Below are 26017 nucleotides of genomic sequence, written 5' to 3'. Positions count from 1 at the left end.
TTGCCGCCGAGCTGGCGAGATCTTGCTCAATGGGGCACCGGATGCCGGAAAACGGGCAAAGAAAAAGCCCAGCATTGCTGCTGGGCTTTTGAATTGGCTCCTCCTGCTGGGCTCGAACCAGCGACCTGCGGATTAACAGTCCGTCGCTCTACCGACTGAGCTAAGGAGGAATTATAAGTGGTGCCCAGAGACGGAATCGAACCGCCGACACGGGGATTTTCAATCCCCTGCTCTACCGACTGAGCTATCTGGGCAAATGGTGCCGGCTACCGGAATCGAACTGGTGACCTACTGATTACAAGTCAGTTGCTCTACCTACTGAGCTAAGCCGGCACACTTTAAACCATTGTGCATGAACAAGTTTTTCTTTCACGACACCAAAATTTGGTGCCCAGAGACGGAATCGAACCGCCGACACGGGGATTTTCAATCCCCTGCTCTACCGACTGAGCTATCTGGGCGTGGGCGCTATTAAACGGATTTTAAGGCAGGTGGTCAACGGGAAATTTCACTTTTTGTCTCGTTCGTCTCTTTTTTGCTCAGGATCATCCATTTCCAGCACTTCTTCCTGCTCGGCGCGGTTCTGGCGGCCCCAGACTCTGGGCTCCTCCCCTTTCAGCAGGCGGGCGATGTTCTCGTGATGACGGATCAGAATGAGGCAGGAGAGCAGCGACACCGGCAGCGTGTATTCCGGTTTGAGCAGGTAGGTAAAGAGCGGGGTCAGCAGCACGGTAATGATGGAGGCCAGCGACGAATAGCCGCTCACCAGCAGCACCAGCAGCCAGGTGCCGATCACCGCGCCCCCCATGGTGAAGCCGATGGGCATCATGGTGCCGAGCGCCGTGGCCACCCCCTTGCCGCCACGAAAGTGGAAGAAGATGGGGTACATGTGGCCGAGACAGGCTGCCACCCCGATGAAGCCGAGGTAGACGGGTTTGATCTGCAGATACCAGGCGAGATAGACGGGAGCCGTGCCCTTGAGCACATCGAGCAGCAGCACCACCACGGCCGCCAGCCGACCACCGAGGCGCAGCACATTGGTGGCCCCCGGGTTGTGGGAGCCATGATCACGGGGATCCGGCAGACCCGTGATGCGGGAAACCAGCACAGCACTGGACAGCGAGCCGCCCAGGTAGGCCAGAATAATCATCAAAATCGTCAGGGCCGTCATCTTGGTCGTTTTTACCACGATATGAATGGGGTATGATGCGGGCCACATTCTCTGGCGCCTGCGTGGGGTTGCCCACCGCGTGTCGCCCAAACCGGCCGCCGGCACTCATCCGCTGGCCAGGCCTGCATCCCTGCGCTGTCATCACAGCCCATCAAGAGTAAAGAAGAAGTACTGTCATGGACAAGGTGTTTATTCGCGGACTCGAGGTTTTGACCACTATCGGTGTATACGAGTGGGAGAAAGGCATTCGCCAGAAGCTCTGTTTCGACCTCGAGATGGGGTTCGACAACCGCCCCGCCGCCGCAACCGACGATATCAATCTGGCACTGGATTACGCCACCCTCTCTCGCAAGATCTGTGATCACGTCGCCAGCAAGGTGGTGGAGCTGGTCGAAACCATGGCCGAACAGGTCGCCATGCTGGTGCTGGCCGACGAACGGGTGCACTGGGTCAAGGTCACCCTGACCAAGCCGGGCGCCGTCCCCAATGCCGCCGGTGTCGGTGTCGAGATCCTGCGTCACCGCACCCCGGCCGCGAGCGCCAACTGATGACCCGCATCTATATCAGCCTGGGATCCAGCCAGATGACAGGGAGCACCGCATGACTCGTGTCTATATCAGCCTGGGATCCAACATCGAGCGGGAACGCCATATCCGCGCCGGCCTCGATGCGCTGCAGGCCGAGTTTGGCGAGCTGCAGGTCTCCCGGGTGTTCGAGAGCGAGGCGGTAGGCTTCAACGGCCGCCCCTTCTACAACCTGGTGGTGGGTGCCGACACCGAGCTGCCGCTGGCGACCCTGTGCCAGCGGCTGCGCGCCATGGAATTCGCCCACGGCCGCGAGCCGGATGCCAAGAAGTTCGCCCCGCGCACCCTGGATCTCGATCTGCTGCTCTACGGCGAGCTGGTCTGCGAGACGCCGCTGGTGCTGCCGCGCGGCGAGATCCTCAGCAACGCCTTCGTGCTCTGGCCACTGGCCGAGCTGGCGCCCAAGTTCTGCCACCCCGTCGATGGCCGCACCATCGACGAGCTGTGGGCGTGCTACGACAAGGCCTCCCAACGGCTCTGCCCTATTCCCTTTCACTGGGAAGCGGGCGCATTGCAGCACCACTGAACGACAAGGGCACCCACGGGTGCCCTTGTTGCTGATGGACAGAGCTGATAACGGATAAGAAACCGTGATTGGGCCTGCGCCGCGGCAAGTGGCAGGATGGCCGCCATCACAGGAGAACCCCATGCCACTCGATACCATTCACGACTTCAACTGCCGGCTGCTGGCCGAACTGCCCCATCAGCGCTTCGAGCACGAGCCCATCCTCGACTACGCCACCGATGAAAAGGTGAGAGCCCGTCTCGGCTGGCAAGCCGAGTTCAGCAAGACCCTGTTTCTCAAGTTCAAGGATGGCCGCTTCGCGCTGTTGCTGACCCACAGGGACGGCCGGCTCGACAACAAGGCGGTCAAGGCGGCGCTCGGCGCCAAGCCCTCCATCTGCACCGCCGACGAGATGCAGGCCGAGATCGGCTGCCTGCCGGGCGCGGTCTGCCCCTTCCTGCCCCGCGCCGACATCCCGCTGCTGGTGGATCCTGTGCTCATGAATCACCACGCCTTTACCTGGACCCCCGGCCACCCCGAGCAAACCTTTTTGCTGGAAACCGCCCACCTGGCCGGACTGCTGGCCCAGCTGCCCTGCCAGGTGAGCTACCTGCCGGCCCCCTGAGCCTGCAGCTCAGCGCTTGTCCCGCGCCAGCTGGGCGAAGATCAGCGCCGCCAGCATCGACATCAGGCCGATGCAGAGGTAGGTGAGGTGAAAGCCTCCCAGCCACTGGCTATCCGCCGCCGACGAGCCGGCAGAGAAGAGCCCCAGCAGGCTGGCGGCGATGGCCACCCCCAGGCTCATGGAGAGCTGCATCACCACCGACAGCAGGCCGTTGCCGCTGCTGGCGAACTCCGGGCTGAGATCCTGCAGGGTCAGGGTGTTCATGGCGGAGAACTGCAGCGAGTTGATGGCGCCAAACACCATCAACCAGCCCAGCAGCACCCCGTAGGGGAGCTGGTTGTCGATGAGGGAGAAGCTGGCGATCATCACCCCGAGCGCCAGGGTGTTGCCGATCAGGATGCGGCGATAGCCGATGCGCGGAATGAGCTTGTTCACCAGCGTCTTGGTCAGCATGGCCCCCAGCACGGTGGGGATCATGGTCATCCCCGCCTTGCTCGGCGAGAAGCCGAGCCCCAGTTGCAGAAACAGCGGGGTGAGAAACGGCATGGCGCCGCTGCCGAGGCGGGCGAACAGGTTGCCCCAGATGCCGATGGCGAAGGTGCTGGTCTTGAACAGCCCCAGCCCGAACAGCGGCTCCTCGGCATTGGCGGCGTAGAGCCAGTAACTCGCCATGGCGGCCAGCCCGAACAACAGGGCAAACAGCGCCCAGCCGGTGGAGATGCTGTGCTCCCCCAGCCCCTGCAGGCCCACCGACACCAGCACCATGCCGGCGCTGAACATCACGAATCCCTGCCAGTCGAATTTGGCCGTGCTCTGTCGCAAGTCCGGCATGAAGTACCAACTGGCGATGAAGCCGAGCAACCCCACCGGCAGGTTGATGAGAAACACCCAGTGCCAGCTCGCCACTTCCACCAACCAGCCACCCAGTGCCGGGCCGATGAGCGGCCCCACCAGGCCGGGGATGGTGACGAACGACATCACCCGCAGCAGCTCGTGCTTGCTGTAGACCCGCAGTACCGCCAGCCTGCCGACCGGCATCAGCAGGGCGCCACCGATCCCTTGCAGCACCCGGGCGGCCACCAGCACCGGCAGGGAGTTGGCGGCGGCGCAGGCCAGAGAGCCCAGGGTAAACAGCAGGATGGCGGCCAGATAGATGCGGCGGGTGCCGAATCTGTCCGCCAGCCAGCCGGAAGCGGGAATGAGCAGCGCCACCGTCAGCATGTAGGCGATGATCACCGACTGCATCTGCAGCGGGCTCTCGCCCAGGGTCTCGGCCATGCTGGGCAGGGCGGTGTTGAGGATGGTGCCATCCAGCGTCTGCATGAAGAAACCGACCGCCGTGAGCGGCGGCAGCCATTTGCGCTGGGCAGGGGTCACCATGTGTGTGCTATCGGGCATCTGCAGCCACCTCCTCTTCAGACAAAAAAAGACCCGCACAAGCGCGGGTCATCTCATTACATCAGGCATCAGGCTGGCCGAGCATGGCTCTGAGCTGCTCTTCCAGGCTGGGCTCGGGGGCCTTGAGCGTATCAAGGAACAACCGCTCTATGCCCGCCTTGTCCTGACTCTTCACGATGAACACCAGTCGGGACTGGGCCTTGCCCTCCGGCCACTCCCCTAGCGCCTGCAGCGGATAGAGCTGGCCGTGGACGCCGTGGATCACCACCGGCTGGCTCTCTCCTTCCAGCTGCAAGATGCCCTTGAGCCGCAGCAGCGCATCGCCGTATTGCGCCTGTACCGCGTCGATGGCGGCCAGCAGGCGGGAGGGCTTGAGCGGCTCACCGATGCGCAGGGAGAAACTCTCGATATTGCCGTGCTCGAAGTGGGTCGGCGCGGCCGTACCCACCTTGGCGGCGAACGGCTTCATCTTCGGCTGCATCGGCGAGGCCAGCCCCTGTTTCGGGGATTCGGTGCGCAGCCAGGCCAGCAGCTGGCGCACGTCGCGCCCGGCCGCCTCGTTGTAGGCCCCCAGCTTCTCCAGCACGGCGGGCGAGAGCACACCATTGCTGACCTGCTCGATGGGGGCCGCCGGGTTGAGGGCCGCCAGCTGGGCCTCCACCCGTGCCAGCGTCTCCTCATCCACCAGGTCGCCCTTGCTCACCACCAGCAGATCCGCCAGCGCCACCTGTTTCACCGCTTCATACTGAGCCGCCAGCTGCTGCTCGATATGGCCGGCATCCACCACGGTGACGGTACCGTCGAAGCGGTAACGCTGGGCGATAAAACCCTCTTCTCTCAACGTGAACAGCACGGGGGCCGGATCGGCGAGGCCTGTGGTCTCGATGATGAGTCGCTTGAACGGTTTGATCTTGCGCTGAATGGCCTTCATAAACAGCCCCTGCAGCGCCTCCACCAGAGAGCCCTGCACCGAGCAGCAGATGCAGCCGGAATCGAGCAGCACCACCTGCTCGTCCACCTGCTGCACCAGGTGGTGATCCAGCCCCACCGAGCCGAACTCGTTGATCAGCACAGCGCACTCGCCGAGCTCCGGCTGCTTGACCCAGTGGTTGAGCAATGTGGTCTTGCCGCTGCCGAGAAAGCCGGTCAGCAGGGTCACGGGGATGCGAGTATCTTGCATATCGGTCATGTCAAATCCTTACCGGTTGGCAAACAGGTCGGCGAGCCAGCGGTTTTCAAAGCGGCCGTGGGGGTCGAGCTCGCCCTTGAGGGCCAGGAAGTCGTGCCAGCGCGGCAGCAGGGCCGGGAAGTCGTAGAGATCCATCGCCAGGTGCTTGCCAAAGTGCGGGATGCCGCCAAGCGGCACCAGCAGTTGCTGCAGCTCGCGCATCTGCTCCATGGAGCCGTTGACGAAGGTGCCGTCCGCCGCCAGATAGACCAGGAACCCGATCCAGCAGACCGACTGATCATAGGCGGCGCTGAGCCAGGCCTTGGAGGGGCCAGTGCAGCGCAGGATAAAGGGGTAGTGCAGCACGCCCGGGTTGGCCTGCTGCCAGGCCTGCAGGGTCTCCAGCGCTTCGTTCATGCGATGGAGCGGCACCGCCACTTCGCAGTTGATCTGGGGCGCCGGGATCCCTTTGCAGAGGATCTGGTAGACGTTGCCCACCAGATCGGAGGCATCCTTGAAGCGGCGCACCGTCTCGAAGTGCTCGCCGGCCAGCGCCTCATCCTTGGTGTCCTTGGCCATCTTCTGCAGAGTCGCATCTATGGTGGCATTCATGCGGGCGTCGATGTCGCCCTCCAGCAGCAGCGGCTCGCTGCCACCGGCGCGGTAGCGGGCCACCTCCTCCTCAGAGGCGGGGTCCACCAGCCAGATGTGGCTCTCGCCGGTCCAGGCGAACCACCAGCTTTTCACGAAGGCGTGCTCGCGGTTGAGCCGCTCGTTGTGTTCCAGCAGGAAGGGGTAGTCGGTGGTGAACTTGGTGCAGCGCATGATGCGGTTGGGCACAGTCTGCAGGGTGACGTCGAGCAGGATGCCGAGCATGCCCATCCCCATCACGAAGGCACCGAAGCGCGAGTCGGTGCGATCCACCCGGATGATGTCGCCACTGGCCAGCATCACTGTCAGGGCCGCCACCGCATCACAGAGGGCGGACTGGTGCAGCCCCTGGCCGTGAGTGCCGGTGCTGAGGGCGCCGCCCAGGGTCTGGATGCCGATGACGCCGGGGGAGGCCGGCAGCATCCGTTCCATGGCGATGAGATCGGCGTAGACGGTATCGAGCGGGGTGCCCGCCTGGTAGGTGACGGTATCGGCGGTCTGCGCCAACTGACCGCGCAGGTGGTGCAAGTCCACCAGCAGCGCCTGGCTGCCCTCGGCATAGACGCTGTGGATGGGTTCGAAGGAGAGGCCGGAGCCGATGAGGCGCAGCTTGCGCTCGGGATTTTCCCGCAGCAGTTGCTGCAGTTCGTCGCGACTCTTCGGACGCCACACCTGTTCCAGCGCACCGAGGGGATTGGTCCTGGACCAGTTGAACAGCACCTCCCGCTGACCTATCGCCTTGATGCTGTGAAATGCCTGGAACCTGACCGTCATACCGCCCCTCATCTTTATTGACGTCAAAATGAGCGCCAATTCTACCGAAAAGCGGACCACAAGGCATGAAAAACAAGCCCCTACAGTCGGGGGTGGATAAGGGAGAGCGCCTCTCCCCTCGCCTCAGCGCGTCTGCTGGGTCAGTGCCAGCAGCATGCCGAATCCCACCAGCAGAGCGCCAAACACCCGATCAATCCAGTGGCGCACCGCCAGCAGCCGACCCCGTACCGAGTCGGTGGAGAAGAAGATCGCCACCGCGCTGAACCAGACGGCGTGGGCCAGCACGATGAAGGCGCCGTAACCGAGCTGGACCGCCAGCGGCGTCTGCGGCTGCCCCACCTGCATGAACAGGCTGACGATGAAGATGGTGGTCTTTGGGTTGAGCACATTGGTCAGAAAACCGGTGCGCAGCGCCCCCAGGCTGGAGAGGGCGGGCTGCTCGGCCAGCACCTCGGCGGTCGCCGGTTTGGCCCGCAGCATCTTGATGCCGAGAAAGATGAGGTAGGCGGCCCCCGCCAGCTTGATGAGGTTGAACAGCCAGAGCGACTGCTGGATCAGCAGCCCCACCCCGAGCAGGGTGTAGGTGACGTGCACGCAGACCCCGGCGCCGATGCCGAGCGCCGTCAGCACCCCGCTGCGGCGCGAGAGCAGCAGGCTGTTGCGCGACACCATGGCGAAGTCGGGCCCGGGGCTGATGACGGCAAAGAAGGTAATGGCCACTACGGCTAACAGTTCGGTCATGAAAACAGTCCTGATCAGATGGAATATCGGCTATTTTATTTGGCCATAGCACCAATAACGAACGATAACTTCTGACATGAACGGTGAGAATAATTCACAGAAAAGCCTGTCGCTGCCGGCCCTGACTGCGCTGCGCTGTTTCGAGGTGGCGGCCCGCACCGAACACTTCAGCCGCGCCGCCGACGAGCTGCACCTCACCCACGGCGCAGTCAGCCGGGCGGTGCGCCTGCTGGAGGAGGATCTGGGGGTCATGCTGTTCGAGCGGCGCCAGCGCCGGGTCTTTCTGACCGAGGCGGGCGAACGGCTCTATCAGGCGGTCAGGGAGGGGCTGGGCGGCATCCGCCAGACGGCGCAGGCACTGCGCCAGCAGGGGCGACCATCCTCATTGGTCATCTCCTGCGAGCCGACCCTGCTGATGCGCTGGCTGATCCCGCGCTGGCCCGCCTTCCAGGCCCTGCACCCCGAGCTGGACGTGCATCTGATGGCCGGTGGCGGTGCCCTCAACTTCGGCAGCGGCATCGATCTCGCCATCCGGCGCAACGACTTCCAGTGGCCCGCCGAGCTCTACAGCCAGCCGCTGTTCGAGGAGCTGACCGGGCCGGTCTGCCAGCCGGGCAAGGTGGCGCACTTCTTCGAAACGGGGGCCAACGGCCCGGCCCTGCGCCCTGGCGCCCCCCGCCTGCACACCAAGACCCGGCCGGGGGCCTGGCAGGAGTGGCTGCAGCACGCCGGCCAGTCCGCCGGCGAGGAGGCACCGGGGCAGACCTTCGAGCACTTCTACTTCAGCCTGCAGGCGGCGGTTGCCGGGCTGGGAGTCGCCATCGGCCCCTACCGGCAGGTGTGCGACGACATAGAAGCCGGCCTGCTGGTGGCGCCGCTCGGCTTCATTGCGGATGGCACCGGCTATCACCTGCTCGCCCCCGCGCCTCCCGCTCCCGGCAGTGCCCACGCCAGGCTCGCGGAGTGGCTGCACGCCCTCACCTGACGACTCAGGCCGAGAGCGCCTGCCGTGCGGGATCGACGCAGGAGTGGCGCAGCACCTCCTGAAATTCGCGCAGCGGCAGCGGGCGGCCAAACAGATAGCCCTGCAGGTAGTCGACCCCCTTGCCCCTCAGATAGTCGGCCTGCCGGCGCGTCTCCACCCCCTCGGCCACCAGCGCGAGGCCGAGCCGGGTTCCCAGATCGATCACGTTGTCGACTATGTGCTCGGAGAGGGATTCGGTGCCGATCCTGCCGATAAATGACTTGTCTATCTTGAGATAGTCCACATGGAACTGCTGCAGATAGTGCAGGCTGGAGTGGCCGGTACCAAAGTCGTCGATGGCCAGCCTGACCCCCATCTCGTCGAGCCGGCGAAACAGCGCCAGCGTCTTGGGATCCGCCACCAGCAACTCCCGCTCGGTCAGCTCCAGCACCAGCACCAGCACCACCTGGCCAGGCGCGAAGTGATCGAGGAAGCGCCGGCACCCGGCAAGCAGCGTCATGTCGCGGCAATGGACGGCACTGATGTTGAAGCTGATGTGAAAGCCGTCGGGCACCAGCTCTCGCGCCATGCTCAGCTCGCGGGCCACCTCCTCCATCAGCAGGGTGGTCATCGGCACGATCAGGCCGCTCGCCTCAGCCTGGGGGATGAAGAGATCGGGGCGGATCAACCCGGCCGTCGGGTGCAGCCAGCGCATTAACACCTCGCCTCCCATCACCCGACCACTCCCCGCCTCCACCAGCGGTTGCAGATAGGGTACGAACTCCCGGTTGCGCAGGGCACGGGCCAGCTCGATCCCGGGGGAACGGGGTCGCCCCAGCAACCACCAGATGAGCAGGGCAAAACCGAAGCAGATCCCCAGCAACAGCAGGATGGCCCAGGGGCGGGTCTGCCAGAGGGAGCGCCAGAGCGAAGGGAGATCGTGCCCGGCATAGATGGAGAGCGGGTAGCGGGCAGAGCGGATCTCATGGCCGGCCAGCATGGAGGGCGCCTGCGGCTCTTCACTCAGCACGCCCCGCTCATCCAGCCACTGCTTGCCTACGTGCAGCAGCAGGGTGCAGGGGTGGCCACTCAGCACCAGCATGAAGCGCAGGTAGTCGCCGTCTATGGTGCTGAAGATGGCGCCCTTGCCCTCGCTGTCGCGCAGCGCCAGCAGGGGGTGATCGGCCCGCACCTGATTGCCGGCCATCAACCGCAGCCGGCCACCGCTGTAGTGTTCGAGCCGATCCGGCCACTGGATAGCACCGAACAGCGAGTTGCAGTAGATCCCCTGCTCCCCCACCAGGTTGACGGTGCGCACGAAGGGCACCAGCGCCACCTGCTGGCGCAGGGTGAACAGGGCCTGCTCGCACGGTTTGTCAACGAAGGGACGCAAGGCCTGGTTGGCCCCCTCTGCGTGGGTCAGCATGGTCTCCATCAGGGTGACCGCCTGCCGGGCCGAGCGTTGCGACTGGCGATCCAGCGTCTGCAGATGACCGTGGTAGATGGTCCACAGCCCGAGTGAAAAGGGCAGCATGAACAGCAGCAAGGTGCATCCGAACCTTAGCCAGGTGCGGGAGAAATCCAGGTTGAGCGGCGACATCGACATGGCGGGACCATACAGCAAACATGGCAGCCCACCTTAACAGCCGATGCTGAATCGGGCCCTAACATGCGCAAAGATTGACCAGCTGCGGACAGCGAGACAAACAAAAGCCCCGGCACGGGCCGGGGCTTGGAGTCAGTACGGATGCGCCCTGTCGGCGCCTCCCCTTATACCGCTTGCTGCAGGATCACCGCATCGGCCTTCTTGGTGTAGGAGGCGATCTCGTTGAAGTTGAGGTAGCGATAGGTGTCGGCGGCAGTGGCATCCAGCGACTTGGCATACTGCAGGTACTCGGCCACGGTCGGGATCTTGCCGAGGATGGCGGCAACCGCAGCCAGTTCGGCAGAAGCCAGATAGACGTTGGCACCCTTGCCCAGACGGTTCGGGAAGTTGCGGGTGGAGGTGGAAACCACGGAGGCCCCTTCCGCTACCCGCGCCTGGTTGCCCATGCAGAGGGAACAGCCGGGTATTTCGATGCGGGCACCGACCCGGCCGAAGATGCCGTAGTAGCCCTCTTCGGTCAGCTGATCCTTGTCCATCTTGGTGGGCGGGGCGATCCACATGCGGGTCGGCAGTTCGCCCTGGTACTTCTCGAGCAGTTTGCCGGCGGCGCGGAAGTGGCCGATGTTGGTCATGCAGGAACCGATGAACACCTCGTCGATCTGGTCGCCGGCCACGCTGCTCAGCAGGCGGGCATCGTCCGGATCGTTCGGCGCACACAGGATGGGCTCCTTGATGGTGGCCAGATCGATCTCGATGATCTCGGCGTACTCGGCGTCCTTGTCCGCTTCCATCAGCACCGGGTTGGCCAGCCACTCTTCCATCCCCTTGATGCGGCGGGTAATGGTGCGCACGTCGCCGTAGCCTTCGGAGAGCATCCATTTCAGCATCACGATGTTGGACTTCAGATACTCGATGATCGGCTCTTTATCCAGCTTGATGGTGCAACCGGCGGCGGAGCGCTCGGCGCTGGCATCCGCCAGCTCGAACGCCTGCTCCACCTTCAGGGTCGGCAGACCTTCGATCTCGAGGATGCGGCCGGAGAAGATGTTCTTCTTGCCTGCTTTCTCGACGGTCAGCAGCCCTTTCTGGATGGCGGCGTAGGGGATGGCATGGACCAGGTCACGCAGGGTGATGCCCGGTTGCAGTTCGCCCTTGAAGCGCACCAGCACGGATTCCGGCATGTCCAGCGGCATCACGCCGGTGGCGGCGGCGAAGGCCACGAGGCCAGAGCCCGCCGGGAAGGAGATGCCGATGGGGAAACGGGTGTGAGAGTCACCACCGGTACCCACGGTATCCGGCAGCAGCATGCGGTTCAGCCAGGAGTGGATGACGCCGTCACCCGGACGCAAGCTCACGCCGCCGCGGTTCATGATGAAGTCCGGCAGGGTGTGGTGGGTCTGCACGTCGATGGGCTTGGGATAGGCCGCGGTGTGGCAGAAGGACTGCATGGTCAGGTCGGCGGAGAAGCCGAGACAGGCCAGGTCTTTCAGCTCGTCGCGGGTCATCGGGCCCGTGGTGTCCTGGGAACCGACCGTGGTCATCTTGGGCTCGCAGTAGGTGCCGGGGCGGATGCCCTTCACGCCGCACGCCTTGCCCACCATCTTCTGGGCCAGGGTGAAGCCCTTACCGGTGTCGGCGACAGGCTGCGGACGACGGAACACGGTGGAGAACGGCAGACCCAGCGCCTCGCGGGCCTTGTCGGTCAGGCCGCGGCCGATGATCAGCGGAATCCGGCCACCGGCGCGCACTTCGTCGATCAGCACGTCGGTCTTCAGTTCAAACTGGGCCAGCACCTGGTCGGTGCCGTGCTTGCAGATCTTGCCCTGGTACGGGTAGATGTCGATCACATCACCCATTTCCAGTTTGGAGACATCCACCTCGATGGGCAGGGCGCCGGCATCTTCCATGGTGTTGAAGAAGATGGGGGCAATCTTGCCACCGAGGCAAACGCCGCCGGCACGCTTGTTCGGCACGAACGGAATGTCGTCGCCCATGAACCAGAGCACCGAGTTGGTGGCGGATTTACGGGAAGAGCCGGTACCGACCACGTCACCCACGTAAGCCAGCGGGAAACCTTTCTCTTTCAGGGCATCGATGGTCTTGATCGGGCCGATGACGCCATCCTTGTCCGGGGTGATGCCGGGACGGGCGTTCTTCAGCATGGCCAGGGCGTGCAGCGGAATGTCCGGGCGGGACCAGGCGTCCGGCGCCGGTGACAGATCGTCGGTGTTGGTTTCACCGGTCACCTTGAACACGGTGACGGTAATCTTCTCGGCCAATTCGGGGCGGGAGAGGAACCACTCGGCGTCGGCCCAGGATTGCATCACCTGCTTGGCGTGGGCATTGCCGGCCTTGGCCTTCTCTTCCACGTCGTGGAAGGAGTCGAACATCAGCAGGGTGTGGGAGAGGCCCTTGGCGGCAAGAGGAGCCAGGGTCGCGTCGTCCAGCAGGTCGATCAGCGGCTGAATGTTGTAACCACCCTGCATGGTACCGAGCAGCTCGACGGCTTCGGCAGCGGTGAGGATGGGAGAGTGGGCTTCGCCCTTGGCAACGGCGGTGAGGAAACCGGCTTTGACATAGGCCGCTTCATCAACGCCTGGGGGAATACGGGAGGACAACAGCTCTTTCAGAAAGTCTTGTTCACCGGCGGGCGGGTTCTTGAGCAGTTCAACCAGGGCGGCGACCTGCTCTGCGTCCAGAGGTTTGGCAACCACGCCTTCGGCGGCACGTTCTGCGACGTGTTTACGGTATGTTTCAAGCACGACTAATTCCTCTTTGGTCTTTTTTTGGGGTTCGCCCACGCTCGCGGCGATCGTCCTTGCGGGACACCCGTAGGGTGCCCCCCACTATATAAGTTTTAACGACTAATTAAAATCCAAAGCCTGTACAGATATTCATCAAAACAACATAACCATCTAAACTTGCTGATGTTTTACAAGCGGATAAATGGCACACCAGAAATAAGTTAACAAAAAGGCATCATTTTCCCGTTATTCGAACGTGCTGCCCAATTGCAGATAGAACATGTCGTTGCCCCCCTCCGCCATGCCGTAGCCGAGGAAGATGGGGCCGAGGAAGCTCTCCACCCCGACGTAGACGGAGCCGGCGGTGAAGGAGCTCTCCACGCTGATATCCCTGCCGCTGTTCCACACCCCACCCTGCTCGATGGAGCCCCCCAGATAGAGCGGGGCCCGCAGCGCGCCGAAGTCGTTGTCAGCCACCCGGTAGATGTAACGCAGCCCGCCAAACAGGCTGTAGCGGCCGCTCAGCTGGTAGCGCTGGAAGCCGGACATGCGGAACAGTCCGCCAAGATCCTGCACGAACAGCGGGTACTCCTCCTGGGAGGTGGAGCCCCCTCCCTCCAGCAGCAGGTTGAGGCTGTGTCTGTCCCAGGACCAGGGCTTGATCATCGCCAGGTGGTAGTTGACCCCCTCGTAGCGATCATTGATGTCACTGCTGTCATCCAGCCGGACGGCGGAGTAACCCCCCTTGATGTCCCAGTAGGCGCCCTGATAGGGGAAGTAGCGGCTGTCGAGGGTGTCGTGCTCGAAACGGATATAGGGGCCCCAGGAGGAGGCATCCACCTTGGCATCCGCCACGTTGCGAATGTCGATATCCCCCATTTTTCCCTCCAGCCCGAGCGAGAGGCGGCTCCAGGGCTGACGATTCCAGCCCACCGCCAGATCGACGCTGGTGAAGCTGTATTCGGAATCGACATAGCTCACCCCATCGGCCGCCCGCGTCTCCTCGGGCATGAAGATGCGGCGCTGGGTCTTGTCATAGGCCAGGCTCGCCTCGCCGAAGAAGGTCTGGGAGGGCTCCAGCGGGGTGTAGAAGTCGGTCTTGAAGTGCTTGGCGGTACCGAGCGATGCCTCGGTCAGCCACTCGCCCCCCCAGTCGTTGACGTTGGTAAGGGTGTAGGACATGCCCACGTTGTAGTTGGAGCTGCTCTCGAAATCATCGGAGAAGCCGAACTGGAAGTTGAGGTAGCCCGGCCCCCAGTTCTTCTCGCTGGCGTCGACCACCAGCACGTTCTCGCCACCCCGCTCCACCACCTCGTAGGTGATGCGATCGAACGACTCCAGTGCATAGAGCCGGCGAATGCCCGCCTCCAGGCTCTCGTTGGTCTGGATCTTGTCGGGACGCACCTTCAGCATGGCGCGCACCGTCTCGTCGGAGAGACGGGACTTGTTGATGATCTCCACCTTGTCGATGTAGTAGGCGGGCTGGCCGCTGCGCTCGGCACGCCGGCTCAGCTTCTGGTTGCGATAGGCGGCATAGGCGGCCGGCGAGAGGGAGAGCTTGTCGAGCCGGGCCGAGGCGCGGTTGGCCACCTCCTCCCCGAACTTGATCCCCTCCGGCATCAGGGCGAAGTCGGCGATGCCCATGTTGCCAAACTCGGGCGTCAGCAGAATGTCGTCTGGCCCCATCAACGCCTTCTGTTTCTCGGTGCCGACCTGGGTCATGTAGGTGGTGAGCTGGTCGATCATGGCGAGCCCCGATTTCAGAGACTCGCGGGTGCGCAGCCTGGCGCTGATGTCCACCGCGATCACCACGTCGGCCCCCATCGCCTTGGCCACGTCCACCGGCATGTTGTTGACGGTGCCGCCATCGGCCAGGATGTGCCCCTCCCACTCCACCGGCTTGAGGGCGCCGGGAATGGACATGGAGGCCTGCATCGCCTTGGCCAGGCTGCCGTGGTCCAGCACGAAAGGAGTCACCGTTTCCATGTCGGTGGCCATGGCGCGGTAGGGAATGGGCAGATCGTTGAAGCTCTTCTGTACCGGCAGGTTGGAGGTGGCGTGGCGCAGCAGACTGGCCATGGACTGGCCCTGGAAGAAGCCGTCGGGGAACTGGACCGAGTCACCGTTGATGCCGATGTCGGTGCGCAGCTGGTACTGCTCGCTCTGCTGCTTCTTGCGCAGGGAGAGTTCGTCGCGCCCGACCTTGTCCTGATAGCCCTTGTTCCAGTCGATGGCCAGGGTGGTGCGCTCCACCTCTTCGGCGCTCAGCCCCATGGCGTACATGCCCGCCACGTAGGAGCCCATGCTGGTGCCCACTATGATGTCGACCGGGATGCGCTTCTGCTCCAGCACCTTGAGGATGCCGATGTGGGCCGACCCTTTGGCGCCGCCGCCGCTGAGTACCAGGGCAATTTTGGGCCGTTCGGGCTGGGCCGCCGCCATCAGCGGCAGACAGGCCAGCAAAATCAGGAACAGTGGGTTCCATCCTCGACGAAAGATGCGCATATGATTTTCCATTGAATCCAGGGCGAGCCAGCTAGGCAGTGAAGCCTACTATAAGGTGCGCAAAGCGAACCGCAACAGTTGGCAGGGGTTATCGATGCGCATTCCGACGCAGGCGGGTACGGCCCAGCCAGGCAGCGATGTGAGCGCAAACGTAATCCATCAATAAAGTGGGCCGGCCTATCAAGGGTGGCGCCGGGCTGCCGCTAATATGTGCTCAATCCCGCGTTCATCCATCCGAGTCACTCTTATGCTTGCAAGCCTGACACTCAAACAGAAAATCCTGGCCACGGTCACCCTCGCCGTGGTGCTCTCCTGCCTGCTGGTAGGCTACTTCAGCCAGCGCTCGGCCCAACAACTGATCGAAACCCGCATGTTCGAGCAGGAGCTGCCCAACCTGACCCAGCGCATCGGCAAGGAGATCGAGAAGGATCTCACCTCGGTCGCCGGTGCCGCCAGGCAACTGGCCAACGATCGCTTCGTGCTGGACTGGGTCGAGCGCGGCATGCCCAAGGAGCAGGAGTCCATCCTCATCAACCAGCTCAAGGACATGACGAGCCAGTATGGTCTGGTCACCGCCTCCTTTGCCGATCGCCAGAGCGCCGCCTACTACAACCAGGATGGCTTTCTGCGCAACCTCACCCCGGAGCAGGACGCCTGGTTCTACGGCTACACCAAGAGCCAGCAAGACCTGATGCTCAGCATCTTTCGCGAGAGCAACGGCGAGGTGAAGCTGTTCGTCAACTTCCAGCAACTCAATGGCCGCGGCCTCGCCGGTCTCGCCAAGTCCCTCGACAGCATGGTCAGCATGCTCGCCAACTTCCGCATCGGTGACAGCGGCTTCGTCTTCATGACCGATGGCAGCGGCAAGGTGAAGCTGCACCCCGACGCCAGCCGCATCGACCGGGACAGCCTGACCCAGCTGGCAAGCGGCAGCGGCAACCTGCTGGCCAAGCAACCCTTTGCCGCCACCCACGCCGAGGTGGATGGTCAGCCGGTGGTGCTGGCCAGCAGCTATATCCCGCTGCTCGACTGGTATCTGGTGGCCCAGGTGCCGGAAGCGGAGATCTATGCCGAGCTAGACCGCGCCCGCCTGCACATCCTGCTGGTGAGCCTGGCTATCGCCGCCGGCATGGGCCTGCTCGGCATGCTGCTGGCCGGCTCGGTGAGCCGTCCGCTCAACCAGCTGGCCCGCCTGTTCCGCGAACTCGGCAGCGGCGACGGCGATCTGACCCAGCGCCTCAAGGTGGAAGGGCGGGATGAACTGGCCCAGGTGGCCACCGGATTCAACAACTTCGTCGCCAAGATCCACGGCTCCATCGAGCAGGTGGCCGACAACTCCCGCCAGCTCGCCGCCACCGCCAACGAGGTGGCCGCCAAGGCCCAGCTGACCCAGCACAACTGCACCGCCCAGCGGGATCGCACCGTGCAGGTGGCCACCGCCATCCACGAGATGGGGGCTACCGTGAGTGAAATCGCCGGCAATGCCTCGCTGGCGGCTGACGTGGCCAAGCAGGCCAACGAGCAGGCTGACGCCGGCGCCGTGGTGGTAGCCCAGGCCCGCCATGGCATCGTCGGCCTCTCCGGCGAGATTGAAGGAGTGGCCGGGGTCATCGAGTCGCTGGCCAGCCAGACCGACTCCATCGGCAGCATCCTCGACACCATCCGCAGCATCTCGGAGCAGACCAACCTGCTGGCGCTCAACGCCGCCATCGAGGCCGCCCGCGCCGGTGAGCAGGGCCGTGGCTTCGCGGTGGTGGCCGACGAGGTGCGCAACCTCGCCAGCCGCTCCGCCGCCTCCACCGCCGAGATCCAGGGCATGATCAACCGGCTGCAGGAGCAGAGCGCCCGTGCCGTCAGCGCCATGGCCCAGGGCCGCAACCAGAGCCTGGAGGTGGTCACCCAGGCCGATGCGGCCAACGGCGCCCTCGGCCAGATCACCGCCCACATCACCCAGATCAGCGACATGAACATCCAGGTTGCCACCGCCACCGAGGAGCAGTCCAGCGTGGTGGGCGAGATCAACCGCAACGTGGAGGACATCAACCAGCTCACCATGGAGACCGCCGACATCGCCCACCAGCTGACCGAGTCGAGCCGCAGCCTGCAGCACCTCTCCGGCGAGCTGGACAAGCTGGTCGGCAACTTCCGACTTTGAGGTTTTTGATATCACAAGGGGCGCATGGCGCCCCTTTTTGTTGGCCGTTTGTTAACAAAGGCTCAAGTTGGCGCCAGATCCGTCGATTTATACTGTGATAATTCACATCGTCATGATCAGCGAGGAGAACCCATGCTAGAGGGTAAACTGACAATCAAGAGCCAGTTGATACTGGCTGTCGCCGTGCCCTGCCTGGCGCTGCTGCTGGTGGGCGCCGCCAGCCTTCGCAGCATGGGCGCTATCGAACGACAGGCCACCGAGCTCTACGAGAACACTGCCACCCCGATGCGGGCCATGGCAGAGGTAGTGTCGCGCATCCCCCGCATGCGGGTGGGGCTCGACATGATGCTGTTACAAGAAACCTCGCTCAAGGATGAAAAAGGGGTGTTGACCCGGGTCAAGGAGACACGGGAAGAGGACATCCCCGAGATGCGCCAGGCCATGCAGCTGGCGGTCAACGCCCAGGTCGATCCTGCCGCGCGGCAAAATGCCCAGCAGCTGTTCGAACAATTCGAGGCAATGGAAAAGAGTGAGTTGCAGCCCATGCTGGCCGCCATGGAGCAGGGTGACATGGAGAGTGCACGGCGCATCTACAAGGAGCGCTACGCGGTGACCTACGGCACCATGCGCAAGAGTGCCAATACCCAGCTCGACGAACTGATGAAGCTGGCCCAGCAGCGTCACGCCATCAGTCAGCAGAGCTTCGCACGGGGCGAAAGCCAGATGCTCGCCATCATAGGAGGCGCACTCGTCATCTGCCTGCTGGTCTCCTTTCTGGTACTGCGTGGCCTGCGCAATCGCGTCAGCTTCCTGCAGCAGTACATTGGCTATGCCGCCGAACACTTGGCGCTGGATTCCCGTGCCCAGCTGAAGGGCAATGACGAGCTGGCGGAGATCACGGTGAGCTTCAATCACTTCGTCAGCAAGATCCACAGCGCCATCGAGCAGGTAGCCCGCAACTCTCATCAACTGGCCGCCACCGCCAACGAGGTGGCCGCCAAGGCCCAGCTGACCCAGCACAACTGCACCGCCCAGCGCGATCGCACCGTGCAGGTGGCCACCGCCATCCACGAGATGGGGGCCACAGTGAGCGAAATCGCCGGCAATGCCTCCCTCGCCGCAGAAGTGGCGAGACAGGCCAACGAGCAGGCGGATGCGGGGGCCGGCGTGGTCGCCCAGGCCCGCCACGGCATCGTCGGCCTCTCCGACGAGATTGAAGGGGTGGCCGGAGTCATCGAGTCGCTGGCCAGCCAGACCGACTCCATCGGCAGCATCCTCGACACCATTCGCAGCATCTCGGAGCAGACCAACCTGCTGGCGCTCAACGCCGCCATCGAGGCGGCCCGCGCCGGCGAGCAGGGCCGTGGCTTCGCGGTAGTGGCCGACGAGGTGCGCAACCTCGCCAGCCGCTCCGCCGCCTCCACCGCCGAGATCCAGGGCATGATCAACCGGCTGCAGGAGCAGAGCGCCCGCGCCGTCAGCGCCATGGCCCAGGGCCGCAACCAGAGCCTGGAAGTGGTCACCCAGGCCGATGCCGCCAACGGCGCCCTCGGCCAGATCACCGCCCACATCACCCAGATCAGCGACATGAACATCCAGGTCGCCACCGCCACCGAGGAGCAATCGAGCGTGGTGGGCGAGATCAACCGCAACGTGGAAGACATCAACCAGCTCACCATGGAGACCGCCGACATCGCCCACCAGCTGACCGAGTCGAGCCGCAGCCTGCAGCACCTCTCCGGTGAGCTGGACAAGCTGGTCGGCAACTTCCGGCTGTAACTTTTGACTCCCACTTCATCACCCGACAGAGGGCGCTGCGGCGCCCTCTGTCGCAACCACGGCAAGCCGTGACGCAGGCGCTTTTGCGCCGCCTCCACCGGCTTCTGAAAATGCCCCATAATCAGGAAAATGAGAGGAGGAGTTATGGGCAAGCTGGTAGTGATGATAGTGCTGGGGGGGCTGCTCAGCGCCTGCAGCAGCGGACCGGTACGGGTGCACAGTGCCGACGTGAGCGTCGATGACGCCCGCATCCGGGTCAGCGATGGCAGCAGGGACGGTTACGGCACCTTCTGCCCGCCCGGCCAGGCGAAGAAGGGGCGCTGCTGACAACCAGCCGCCTGCCGCTGAAAAACAAAAAGCCGCTCGATTGAGCGGCTTTTTCATGGAGCGGGAAGAGAATTACTTCTTCTTCTTGGCCTTGGCGTTCGGCAGGTCGGTGATGGAGCCTTCGAACACTTCGGCAGCCAGACCCACGGACTCGTGCAGAGTCGGGTGAGCGTGGATGGTCAGCGCGATGTCTTCGGCGTCAGCACCCATCTCGATGGCCAGACCGATTTCACCCAGCAGTTCACCACCGTTGGTACCCACGATGGCACCACCGATGACGCGGCCGCTCTCCTTGTCGAAGATCAGCTTGGTCATGCCGTCGGAGCAGTCGGACGCGATGGCGCGACCGGAAGCAGCCCACGGGAAGGTGGCGACTTCGAAGTTCAGGCCCTGTTGCTTGGCTTCTTTCTCGGTCAGACCCACCCAGGCCATCTCCGGCTCGGTGTAGGCGATGGACGGGATCACTTTCGGGTCGAAGTAGTGCTTCTTGCCGGCAATGACTTCGGCAGCCACGTGGCCTTCGTGCACACCCTTGTGCGCCAGCATCGGCTGACCAACGATGTCGCCGATGGCGTGGATGTGCGCCACGTTGGTACGCAGCTGCTTGTCCACCTCGATGAAACCGCGCTCGGTCACGGCAACGCCGGCCTTCTCGGCATCCAGCATCTTGCCGTTCGGCACGCGACCTACGGCAACCAGCACGTTGTCGTAACGAACCGGCTCGGCCGGGGCGTGCTTGCCTTCGTAGGAGACGTACAGGCCGTCTTCACGGGCTTCAACTGCGGTGACCTTGGTCTCCAGCATGATGTTGAATTTCTTGGCAACGCGCTTGGTGTAGATCTTGACGATGTCTTTGTCGGCAGCCGGTACCAGCTGGTCGGCAAATTCCACCACGTCGATCTCGGAGCCCAGGGAGGAGTACACGGTACCCATCTCCAGACCGATGATGCCGCCACCGATGACCAGCAGTTTGCCCGGAACGGTAGTCAGCTCCAGCGCATCGGTAGAGTCCCATACGCGCGGGTCGTCATGGGGGATGAACGGCAGTTTCACCGGACGGGAACCGGCTGCGATGATGGCGTTGTCGAAGGTGACGGTGGTCTTGCCGTCGGCGCCTTCCACTTCCAGGGTGTTCGGGCCGGTGAACTTGCCAAAGCCGTTCACAACCTGGACTTTACGCATCTTGGCCATGCCGGCCAGACCGCCGGTCAGCTGGTTGATGACCTTCTCTTTCCACAGACGCACCTTGTCGATGTCAGTCTGCGGGGCACCGAAGACGATGCCGTGCTCGGCCAGCGCCTTGGCTTCTTCAATGACTTTGGCGACGTGCAGCAGCGCCTTGGACGGGATGCAGCCCACGTTCAGGCAGACGCCCCCCAGGGTGGAGTAACGCTCGACGATAATGGTATCCAGACCCAAGTCAGCCGCACGGAAGGCAGCGGAATAACCGGCAGGGCCAGCACCCAGTACTACGACCTGGGTTTTGATTTCTTTACTCATCATGACCTCTTTGTCGTTCTTATATCCCCGGACAGCGCAGTCTTAAGCCAGGACAAGGCGGCTGCAGCCGTGAAAAAAACGGGGCAAGTTTACAATCCTGTTAACGAAATGAGAAGTAAAAAGGGCAGGCTCTGGGCCCGCCCTCTCACTTACAGGACCAGTCGACGGATGTCGGACAGCACGCCGTTCATGGTGGTGATGAAGCGGGCTCCATCGGCACCATCGATGACGCGGTGGTCGTAGCTCAGGGCCAGCGGCAGCATCAGACGTGGCGCGAACTCTTTGCCGTTCCACTTCGGCTTCATCTCGGACTTGGAGACGCCCAGGATGGCCACTTCCGGCGCGTTGACGATCGGGGTAAAGCTGGTACCACCGATGCCACCCAGGCTGGAGATGGTGAAGCAACCGCCCTGCATGTCGGCAGCGGTCAGCTTGCCGGCACGAGCCTTCTTGGAGATCTCGGCCAGATCGCGAGACAGCTCCATGATGCCCTTCTTGTTGACGTCGCGAACCACGGGCACAACCAGACCGTTGGGGGTATCCACCGCCACACCGATATGGATGTACTTCTTCATGATCAGCTTGCTGCCATCTTCGGACAGGGAGCTGCAGAAGCGCGGATGGGCTTCCAGCGCCTTGGCGGCGGCTTTCAGGATGAACACCAGCGGGGTGATCTTCACGTCTGCCTTCTGCTTCTCGAGCATCGCGTTCTGCTCTTTGCGGAACGCTTCCAGCTCGGTGGTATCGGCTTCGTCGAACTGGGTGACATGGGGGATCATGACCCAGTTGCGGTGCAGGTTCGGACCGGAGATCTTCTGGATGCGGGTCAGATCGACCTCTTCCACATCACCGAACTTGCTGAAATCGACCTTCGGCCACGCCAGCACACTCATGCCGTTGCCGTTGCCAGTGCCTTGACCTGCAGCCGGAGCGGACTCGGCGCGCTTGACCGCATCCTTCACGTAGGCCTGCACGTCTTCTTTGACGATGCGGCCCTTGCGACCGGAGGCTTTCACCTTGGCCAGGTTGACACCGAACTCGCGAGCCAGACGGCGTACCGCCGGAGAGGCGTGGACGTAGGCATCGTTGGCAACGAAGTCGGAGGCGGCAGCAGCCTGGGCAACCGGCGCAGGAGCAGCGGCAGCCGGAGCGGCAACAGGTGCAGCGGCAGGAGCCGGAGCCGCCACGGCAGCCGGAGCGGCACCAGCCACTTCGAATACCATGATCAGGGAACCGGTGGAGACCTTGTCACCCGCCTTCACCTTGATCTCTTTGACCACACCGGCGAACGGCGCAGGCACTTCCATGGAGGCCTTGTCACCTTCCACGGCGATCAGGGACTGGTCGGCTTCAACCTTGTCACCCACGGCGACCATGATCTCGGTGACTTCGACTTCGTCGCCACCGATATCCGGTACATTGACCTCTTTGGCAGCGGCGGCAACCGGGGCAGCAGCCACGGGAGCGGCAGCCTGGGCCGGTGCAGCAGCAACGGCAGGAGCGGCACCAGCCACTTCAAACACCATCACCAGGGAACCGGTAGAGACCTTGGCGCCAGCGGCAACCTTGATCTCGACCACGCGGCCCGCGAACGGTGCTGGCACTTCCATGGAGGCCTTGTCACCTTCCACGGCGATGATGGACTGGTCGGCTTCAACCATGTCGCCTACGGCAACCATGATCTCGGTCACGTCCACTTCGTCGTCACCGATGTCCGGCACGTGCACGTCTTTGCGAGCGGCAGCAGCAGGAGCGGCGGCCGGTGCGGCTGCAACCGGTGCAGCGGCCTGAACCGGCGCAGGAGCGGCAGCACCCTCGGCTTCGAAGATCATGATCTGGGAACCGGTGGCAACCTTGTCGCCCACCTTGATCAGGATCTCTTTGACGATACCGGCGGACGGGGCCGGGACTTCCATGGAGGCCTTGTCGCCTTCTACCGCGATGATGGACTGATCGAGTTCGACCTTGTCACCCACGGCCACCATGATCTCGGTGACTTCAACTTCATCGGCGCCGATATCCGGCACCATAATCTGTTTGGACATTGTGCTTTATCCTCTTGCGTGCATCCGCGTGACCGACTGCTGTCACGCGTCTCTCGCGTTAACCTTTGCAAGGTCGTGCCGGGCAGCGAGTCCCGGCACGACACTTGATCCTCTTACGCGTACAGCGGGTTGACCTTGTCGGCATCGATGCCGTACTTGGCGATGGCCTCGGCCACAACCTGCTTGTCTACCTCGCCGCGCTTGGCCAGTTCGGTCAGGGCAGCAACCACTACGTAGAACTCGTTCACTTCGAAGTGACGACGCAGGTTGGCACGGCTGTCGGAACGGCCGTAACCGTCGGTACCCAGCACGCGGTAGTTTTCGGTCGGCACGAAGGCACGCACCTGATCGGCGAAGGACTTCATGTAGTCGGTCGCGGCGATGGTGGCTTCGCTGCCCAGTACCTGAGCGATGTAGGGAACACGAGCCTCGGCAGTCGGGTGCAGCATGTTCCAGCGATCCGCGTCCTGACCGTCACGAGCCAGCTCGTTGAAGGAGGTGACGCTGAACACGTCGGAACCGATGCCGTACTCGCTGGCCAGGATCTGGGCGGCGGTGCGCACGTGACCCAGGATGGAGCCACAACCCAGCAGCTGTACCTTGGCCTTGGTGCCGGCCACGGTTTCCAGCTTGTAGATACCCTTGCGGATGCCTTCCTCGGCGCCTTCCGGCATGGCCGGCATGGCGTAGTTCTCGTTCAGAGTGGTGATGTAGTAGAACACGTTCTCCGGGTTCTCACCGTACATGCGACGCAGACCGTCCTGTACGATCACCGCTACTTCATAGGCGTAGGACGGGTCGTAGGAGACGCAGTTCGGGATGGTGTTGGCCAAGATGTGGCTGTGACCATCTTCGTGCTGCAGACCTTCGCCGTTCAGGGTAGTACGACCGGAGGTCGCACCCAGCAGGAAGCCACGGGCTTGCTGGTCACCGGCTGCCCACGCCATGTCGCCGATCCGCTGGAAGCCGAACATGGAGTAGTAGATGTAGAACGGGATCATCGGGCAATCGTTGGTGCTGTAAGAGGTCGCAGCAGCCAGCCAGGAGGACATGGCGCCCAGCTCGTTGATACCGTCTTGCAGAACCTGACCCTGCTTGTCTTCCTTGTAGTAGGAGACGATGTCGCGGTCTTGCGGGGTGTACTGCTGACCGTGCGGGCTGTAGATACCGATCTGGCGGAACAGGCCTTCCATACCGAAGGTACGAGCTTCGTCAGCCAGGATCGGCACGATGCGCTTGCCGATGGACTTGTCTTTCAGCATCACGTTCAGGGAACGCACGAACGCCATGGTGGTGGAGATTTCACGCGCCTGTTCACCCAGCAGCGGACCAAAGGCATCCAGTGCCGGAATTTCCAGCTTGGTGGTGCTCTCGCGCAGACGGGTCGGAACATAACCCTTCAGCGCGGCACGACGGGCGTGCAGGTACTTGTGCTCTTCGGTACCCTCTTCGATCTTCAGGTACGGCAGGTTTTCCAGCTGCTCGTCGGTCACCGGCAGGTTGAAACGATCGCGCAGGTGACGCACTGAGCCCAGATCCATCTTCTTGACCTGGTGAGCGATGTTCTTGCCTTCGGCTGCTTCGCCCATGCCATAGCCCTTGATGGTCTTGGCCAGGATCACGGTCGGCTTGCCCTTGGTCTGTGCAGCCTTGGAGAAGGCGGCAAACAGTTTGCGAGGATCGTGACCACCGCGGTTCAGGGCGAAGATCTCCTCGTCAGTCATGTCTTTGACCAGCGCGGCGGTTTCCGGGTAACGGTTGAAGAAGTGCTCGCGCACGTAGCCGCCATCGCGGGACTTCATGGTCTGGTAGTCACCATCCACGGTCTCGTTCATCAGCTGGATCAGCTTGCCGGAAGTGTCCTTCTTCAGCAGCTCATCCCACTTGCGACCCCAGATAACCTTGGTGACGTCCCAGCCGGCGCCAGCGAACAGGCCTTCCAGCTCGTTGATGACCTTGCCGTTGCCGACAACCGGGCCATCCAGACGCTGCAGGTTGCAGTTGACCACGAACACCAGGTTGTCGAGCTTTTCACGCACGGCAACGGTCAGGGCGCCCTTGGCTTCCGGCTCGTCCATCTCGCCGTCACCCAGGAAGGCGTAAACGGTCTGCTCGGAGCAATCCTTGATGCCACGGTCGGTCAGGTACTTCAGGAAGCGGGCCTGATAGATGGCGGCGATGGGGCCCAGACCCATGGAGACGGTCGGGAACTGCCAGAATTCCGGCATCAGTTTCGGGTGCGGGTAGGAAGGGATACCTTTGCCATCCACTTCCTGACGGAAGTTGTCCAGCTGCTCTTCGGTCAGGCGACCTTCGGCAAATGCACGGGCGTAGATGCCCGGGGAGATGTGCCCCTGGAAGTAAACCAGGTCGCCACCGTCCTTCTCGTTGCGGGCACGGAAGAAGTGGTTGTAGCAGACTTCGTAGATGGTCGCGGAAGAGGCGAAGGAAGACATGTGACCGCCCAGGTCCAGGTCTTTCTTGGAGGCGCGCAGCACGATCATCATGGCGTTCCAGCGGATGATGGCGCGAATGCGACGCTCCATCTCCAGGTCGCCCGGGTAAGCCGGCTCGTCGCTGGACGGGATGGTGTTGATGTAGTCGCGATTTGCCTTGGCAGCCACGTCCACACCGCTTGCGCGGGCTTTCTCGGCCAACTGTTCAAGGATGAACTGAGCGCGTTGCGGACCCTCTTCACGCAGCAGGGATTCCAGAGAGGCAAGCCACTCCAGCGTTTCTATCGGGTCCACATCGTTCTTCAGGATATCAGACATG

18 protein-coding genes and 4 tRNA genes are annotated in these 26017 nt (G+C 63.1%); 7 read left to right on the top strand and 15 right to left on the bottom strand.

Annotated features, from left to right (window positions below; translation table 11 throughout):
* Window positions 1-94 precede the first annotated feature (94 nt).
* The 5 genes from AB5Y94_RS17470 to plsY form a co-directional block, all read right to left on the bottom strand.
* Window positions 95-170: transfer RNA gene (locus AB5Y94_RS17470), tRNA-Asn, on the bottom strand.
* An 8-nt stretch (window positions 171-178) separates the two neighbouring features.
* Window positions 179-254: transfer RNA gene (locus AB5Y94_RS17465), tRNA-Phe, on the bottom strand.
* Between the two features lie 3 nt (window positions 255-257).
* A tRNA-Thr gene (locus AB5Y94_RS17460) sits at window positions 258-333 on the bottom strand.
* A gap of 52 nt (window positions 334-385) precedes the next feature.
* Window positions 386-461 (bottom strand) — tRNA-Phe (locus tag AB5Y94_RS17455).
* Window positions 462-508: 47 nt separating this feature from the next.
* Complete coding sequence (plsY, locus tag AB5Y94_RS17450; RefSeq protein WP_016352149.1) at window positions 509-1171, bottom strand: glycerol-3-phosphate 1-O-acyltransferase PlsY; 663 nt, start codon at window positions 1169-1171, stop codon at window positions 509-511.
* A 176-nt stretch (window positions 1172-1347) separates the two neighbouring features.
* On the opposite strand from plsY, the gene folB reads away from it, so the two are divergent.
* From folB to AB5Y94_RS17435, 3 genes are all read left to right on the top strand, one after another.
* Window positions 1348-1719, top strand: coding sequence for a dihydroneopterin aldolase (gene folB, locus AB5Y94_RS17445; protein WP_005305573.1), 372 nt, complete (start codon window positions 1348-1350; stop codon window positions 1717-1719).
* A gap of 52 nt (window positions 1720-1771) precedes the next feature.
* On the top strand, window positions 1772-2281 hold the full coding sequence (gene folK / locus AB5Y94_RS17440; protein WP_368206227.1) for a 2-amino-4-hydroxy-6-hydroxymethyldihydropteridine diphosphokinase: 510 nt from the start codon (window positions 1772-1774) through the stop codon (window positions 2279-2281).
* A gap of 121 nt (window positions 2282-2402) precedes the next feature.
* Entirely contained in the window at window positions 2403-2885 is a 483-nt protein-coding gene (locus tag AB5Y94_RS17435) for a YbaK/EbsC family protein (RefSeq protein WP_017766433.1), read from the top strand.
* A gap of 9 nt (window positions 2886-2894) precedes the next feature.
* Here AB5Y94_RS17435 and mdtD read toward each other — a convergent pair whose 3' ends face one another.
* The 4 genes from mdtD to AB5Y94_RS17415 form a co-directional block, all read right to left on the bottom strand.
* Window positions 2895-4283, bottom strand: a complete 1389-nt coding sequence (mdtD, locus tag AB5Y94_RS17430; protein WP_362850577.1) for a multidrug transporter subunit MdtD — start codon at window positions 4281-4283, stop codon at window positions 2895-2897.
* Between the two features lie 61 nt (window positions 4284-4344).
* On the bottom strand, window positions 4345-5472 hold the full coding sequence (locus AB5Y94_RS17425) for a GTP-binding protein (RefSeq protein WP_368206226.1): 1128 nt from the start codon (window positions 5470-5472) through the stop codon (window positions 4345-4347).
* A gap of 9 nt (window positions 5473-5481) precedes the next feature.
* Window positions 5482-6876: a D-arabinono-1,4-lactone oxidase gene (locus tag AB5Y94_RS17420; protein WP_368206225.1), complete on the bottom strand. Its 1395-nt coding sequence runs from the start codon at window positions 6874-6876 to the stop codon at window positions 5482-5484.
* Window positions 6877-6999: 123 nt separating this feature from the next.
* Window positions 7000-7617 (bottom strand): LysE family translocator, encoded by a 618-nt coding sequence (locus AB5Y94_RS17415; RefSeq protein ID WP_368206224.1) that lies wholly within the window; start codon window positions 7615-7617, stop codon window positions 7000-7002.
* Between the two features lie 76 nt (window positions 7618-7693).
* Here AB5Y94_RS17415 and AB5Y94_RS17410 point away from each other — a divergent pair, with 76 nt between their 5' ends.
* Window positions 7694-8602 carry a LysR family transcriptional regulator gene (locus AB5Y94_RS17410; RefSeq protein ID WP_042049829.1) on the top strand — a complete coding sequence of 303 codons (909 nt, stop codon included), beginning with the start codon at window positions 7694-7696 and terminating at the stop codon, window positions 8600-8602.
* Between the two features lie 4 nt (window positions 8603-8606).
* Here the strand turns inward: AB5Y94_RS17410 and AB5Y94_RS17405 are convergent, their stop codons facing one another.
* The 3 genes from AB5Y94_RS17405 to AB5Y94_RS17395 all read right to left on the bottom strand — a co-directional run bounded on the left by AB5Y94_RS17405 (window position 8607) and on the right by AB5Y94_RS17395 (window position 15436).
* Window positions 8607-10187, bottom strand: a complete 1581-nt coding sequence (locus tag AB5Y94_RS17405; protein ID WP_368206265.1) for an EAL domain-containing protein — start codon at window positions 10185-10187, stop codon at window positions 8607-8609.
* A gap of 164 nt (window positions 10188-10351) precedes the next feature.
* A complete protein-coding gene (gene acnB / locus AB5Y94_RS17400) occupies window positions 10352-12949 on the bottom strand; it encodes a bifunctional aconitate hydratase 2/2-methylisocitrate dehydratase (RefSeq protein ID WP_005305603.1) in 2598 nt (865 codons plus the stop codon).
* A gap of 228 nt (window positions 12950-13177) precedes the next feature.
* A complete protein-coding gene (locus AB5Y94_RS17395; protein ID WP_368206223.1) occupies window positions 13178-15436 on the bottom strand; it encodes a patatin-like phospholipase family protein in 2259 nt (752 codons plus the stop codon).
* A 247-nt stretch (window positions 15437-15683) separates the two neighbouring features.
* On the opposite strand from AB5Y94_RS17395, the gene AB5Y94_RS17390 reads away from it, so the two are divergent.
* The 3 genes from AB5Y94_RS17390 to AB5Y94_RS17380 all read left to right on the top strand — a co-directional run bounded on the left by AB5Y94_RS17390 (window position 15684) and on the right by AB5Y94_RS17380 (window position 19697).
* Window positions 15684-17591 carry a methyl-accepting chemotaxis protein gene (locus tag AB5Y94_RS17390; protein ID WP_026141003.1) on the top strand — a complete coding sequence of 636 codons (1908 nt, stop codon included), beginning with the start codon at window positions 15684-15686 and terminating at the stop codon, window positions 17589-17591.
* A gap of 132 nt (window positions 17592-17723) precedes the next feature.
* Entirely contained in the window at window positions 17724-19370 is a 1647-nt protein-coding gene (locus tag AB5Y94_RS17385; RefSeq protein ID WP_368206222.1) for a methyl-accepting chemotaxis protein, read from the top strand.
* Between the two features lie 144 nt (window positions 19371-19514).
* Entirely contained in the window at window positions 19515-19697 is a 183-nt protein-coding gene (locus tag AB5Y94_RS17380) for a hypothetical protein (RefSeq protein WP_005305619.1), read from the top strand.
* A gap of 72 nt (window positions 19698-19769) precedes the next feature.
* On the opposite strand, the gene lpdA is transcribed toward AB5Y94_RS17380, so the two are convergent.
* The 3 genes from lpdA to aceE form a co-directional block, all read right to left on the bottom strand.
* Entirely contained in the window at window positions 19770-21197 is a 1428-nt protein-coding gene (lpdA, locus tag AB5Y94_RS17375; protein WP_005305622.1) for a dihydrolipoyl dehydrogenase, read from the bottom strand.
* A 149-nt stretch (window positions 21198-21346) separates the two neighbouring features.
* The gene (gene aceF / locus AB5Y94_RS17370) at window positions 21347-23242 is read right to left on the bottom strand and encodes a pyruvate dehydrogenase complex dihydrolipoyllysine-residue acetyltransferase (RefSeq protein WP_368206221.1); all 1896 of its coding nucleotides are present in this window, start codon (window positions 23240-23242) and stop codon (window positions 21347-21349) included.
* A gap of 113 nt (window positions 23243-23355) precedes the next feature.
* The gene (aceE, locus tag AB5Y94_RS17365; RefSeq protein ID WP_005305627.1) at window positions 23356-26016 is read right to left on the bottom strand and encodes a pyruvate dehydrogenase (acetyl-transferring), homodimeric type; all 2661 of its coding nucleotides are present in this window, start codon (window positions 26014-26016) and stop codon (window positions 23356-23358) included.
* Window position 26017 lies beyond the last annotated feature (1 nt).

Origin of the sequence: Aeromonas sp. s5 (genome assembly GCF_040907865.1) — a bacterium.
In the GTDB taxonomy this organism is placed as follows: Bacteria; Pseudomonadota; Gammaproteobacteria; order Enterobacterales; family Aeromonadaceae; genus Aeromonas; species Aeromonas dhakensis.
Note: the sequence above shows the minus strand (reverse complement) of the source record. Positions and strands in the feature narration are given on the sequence as shown.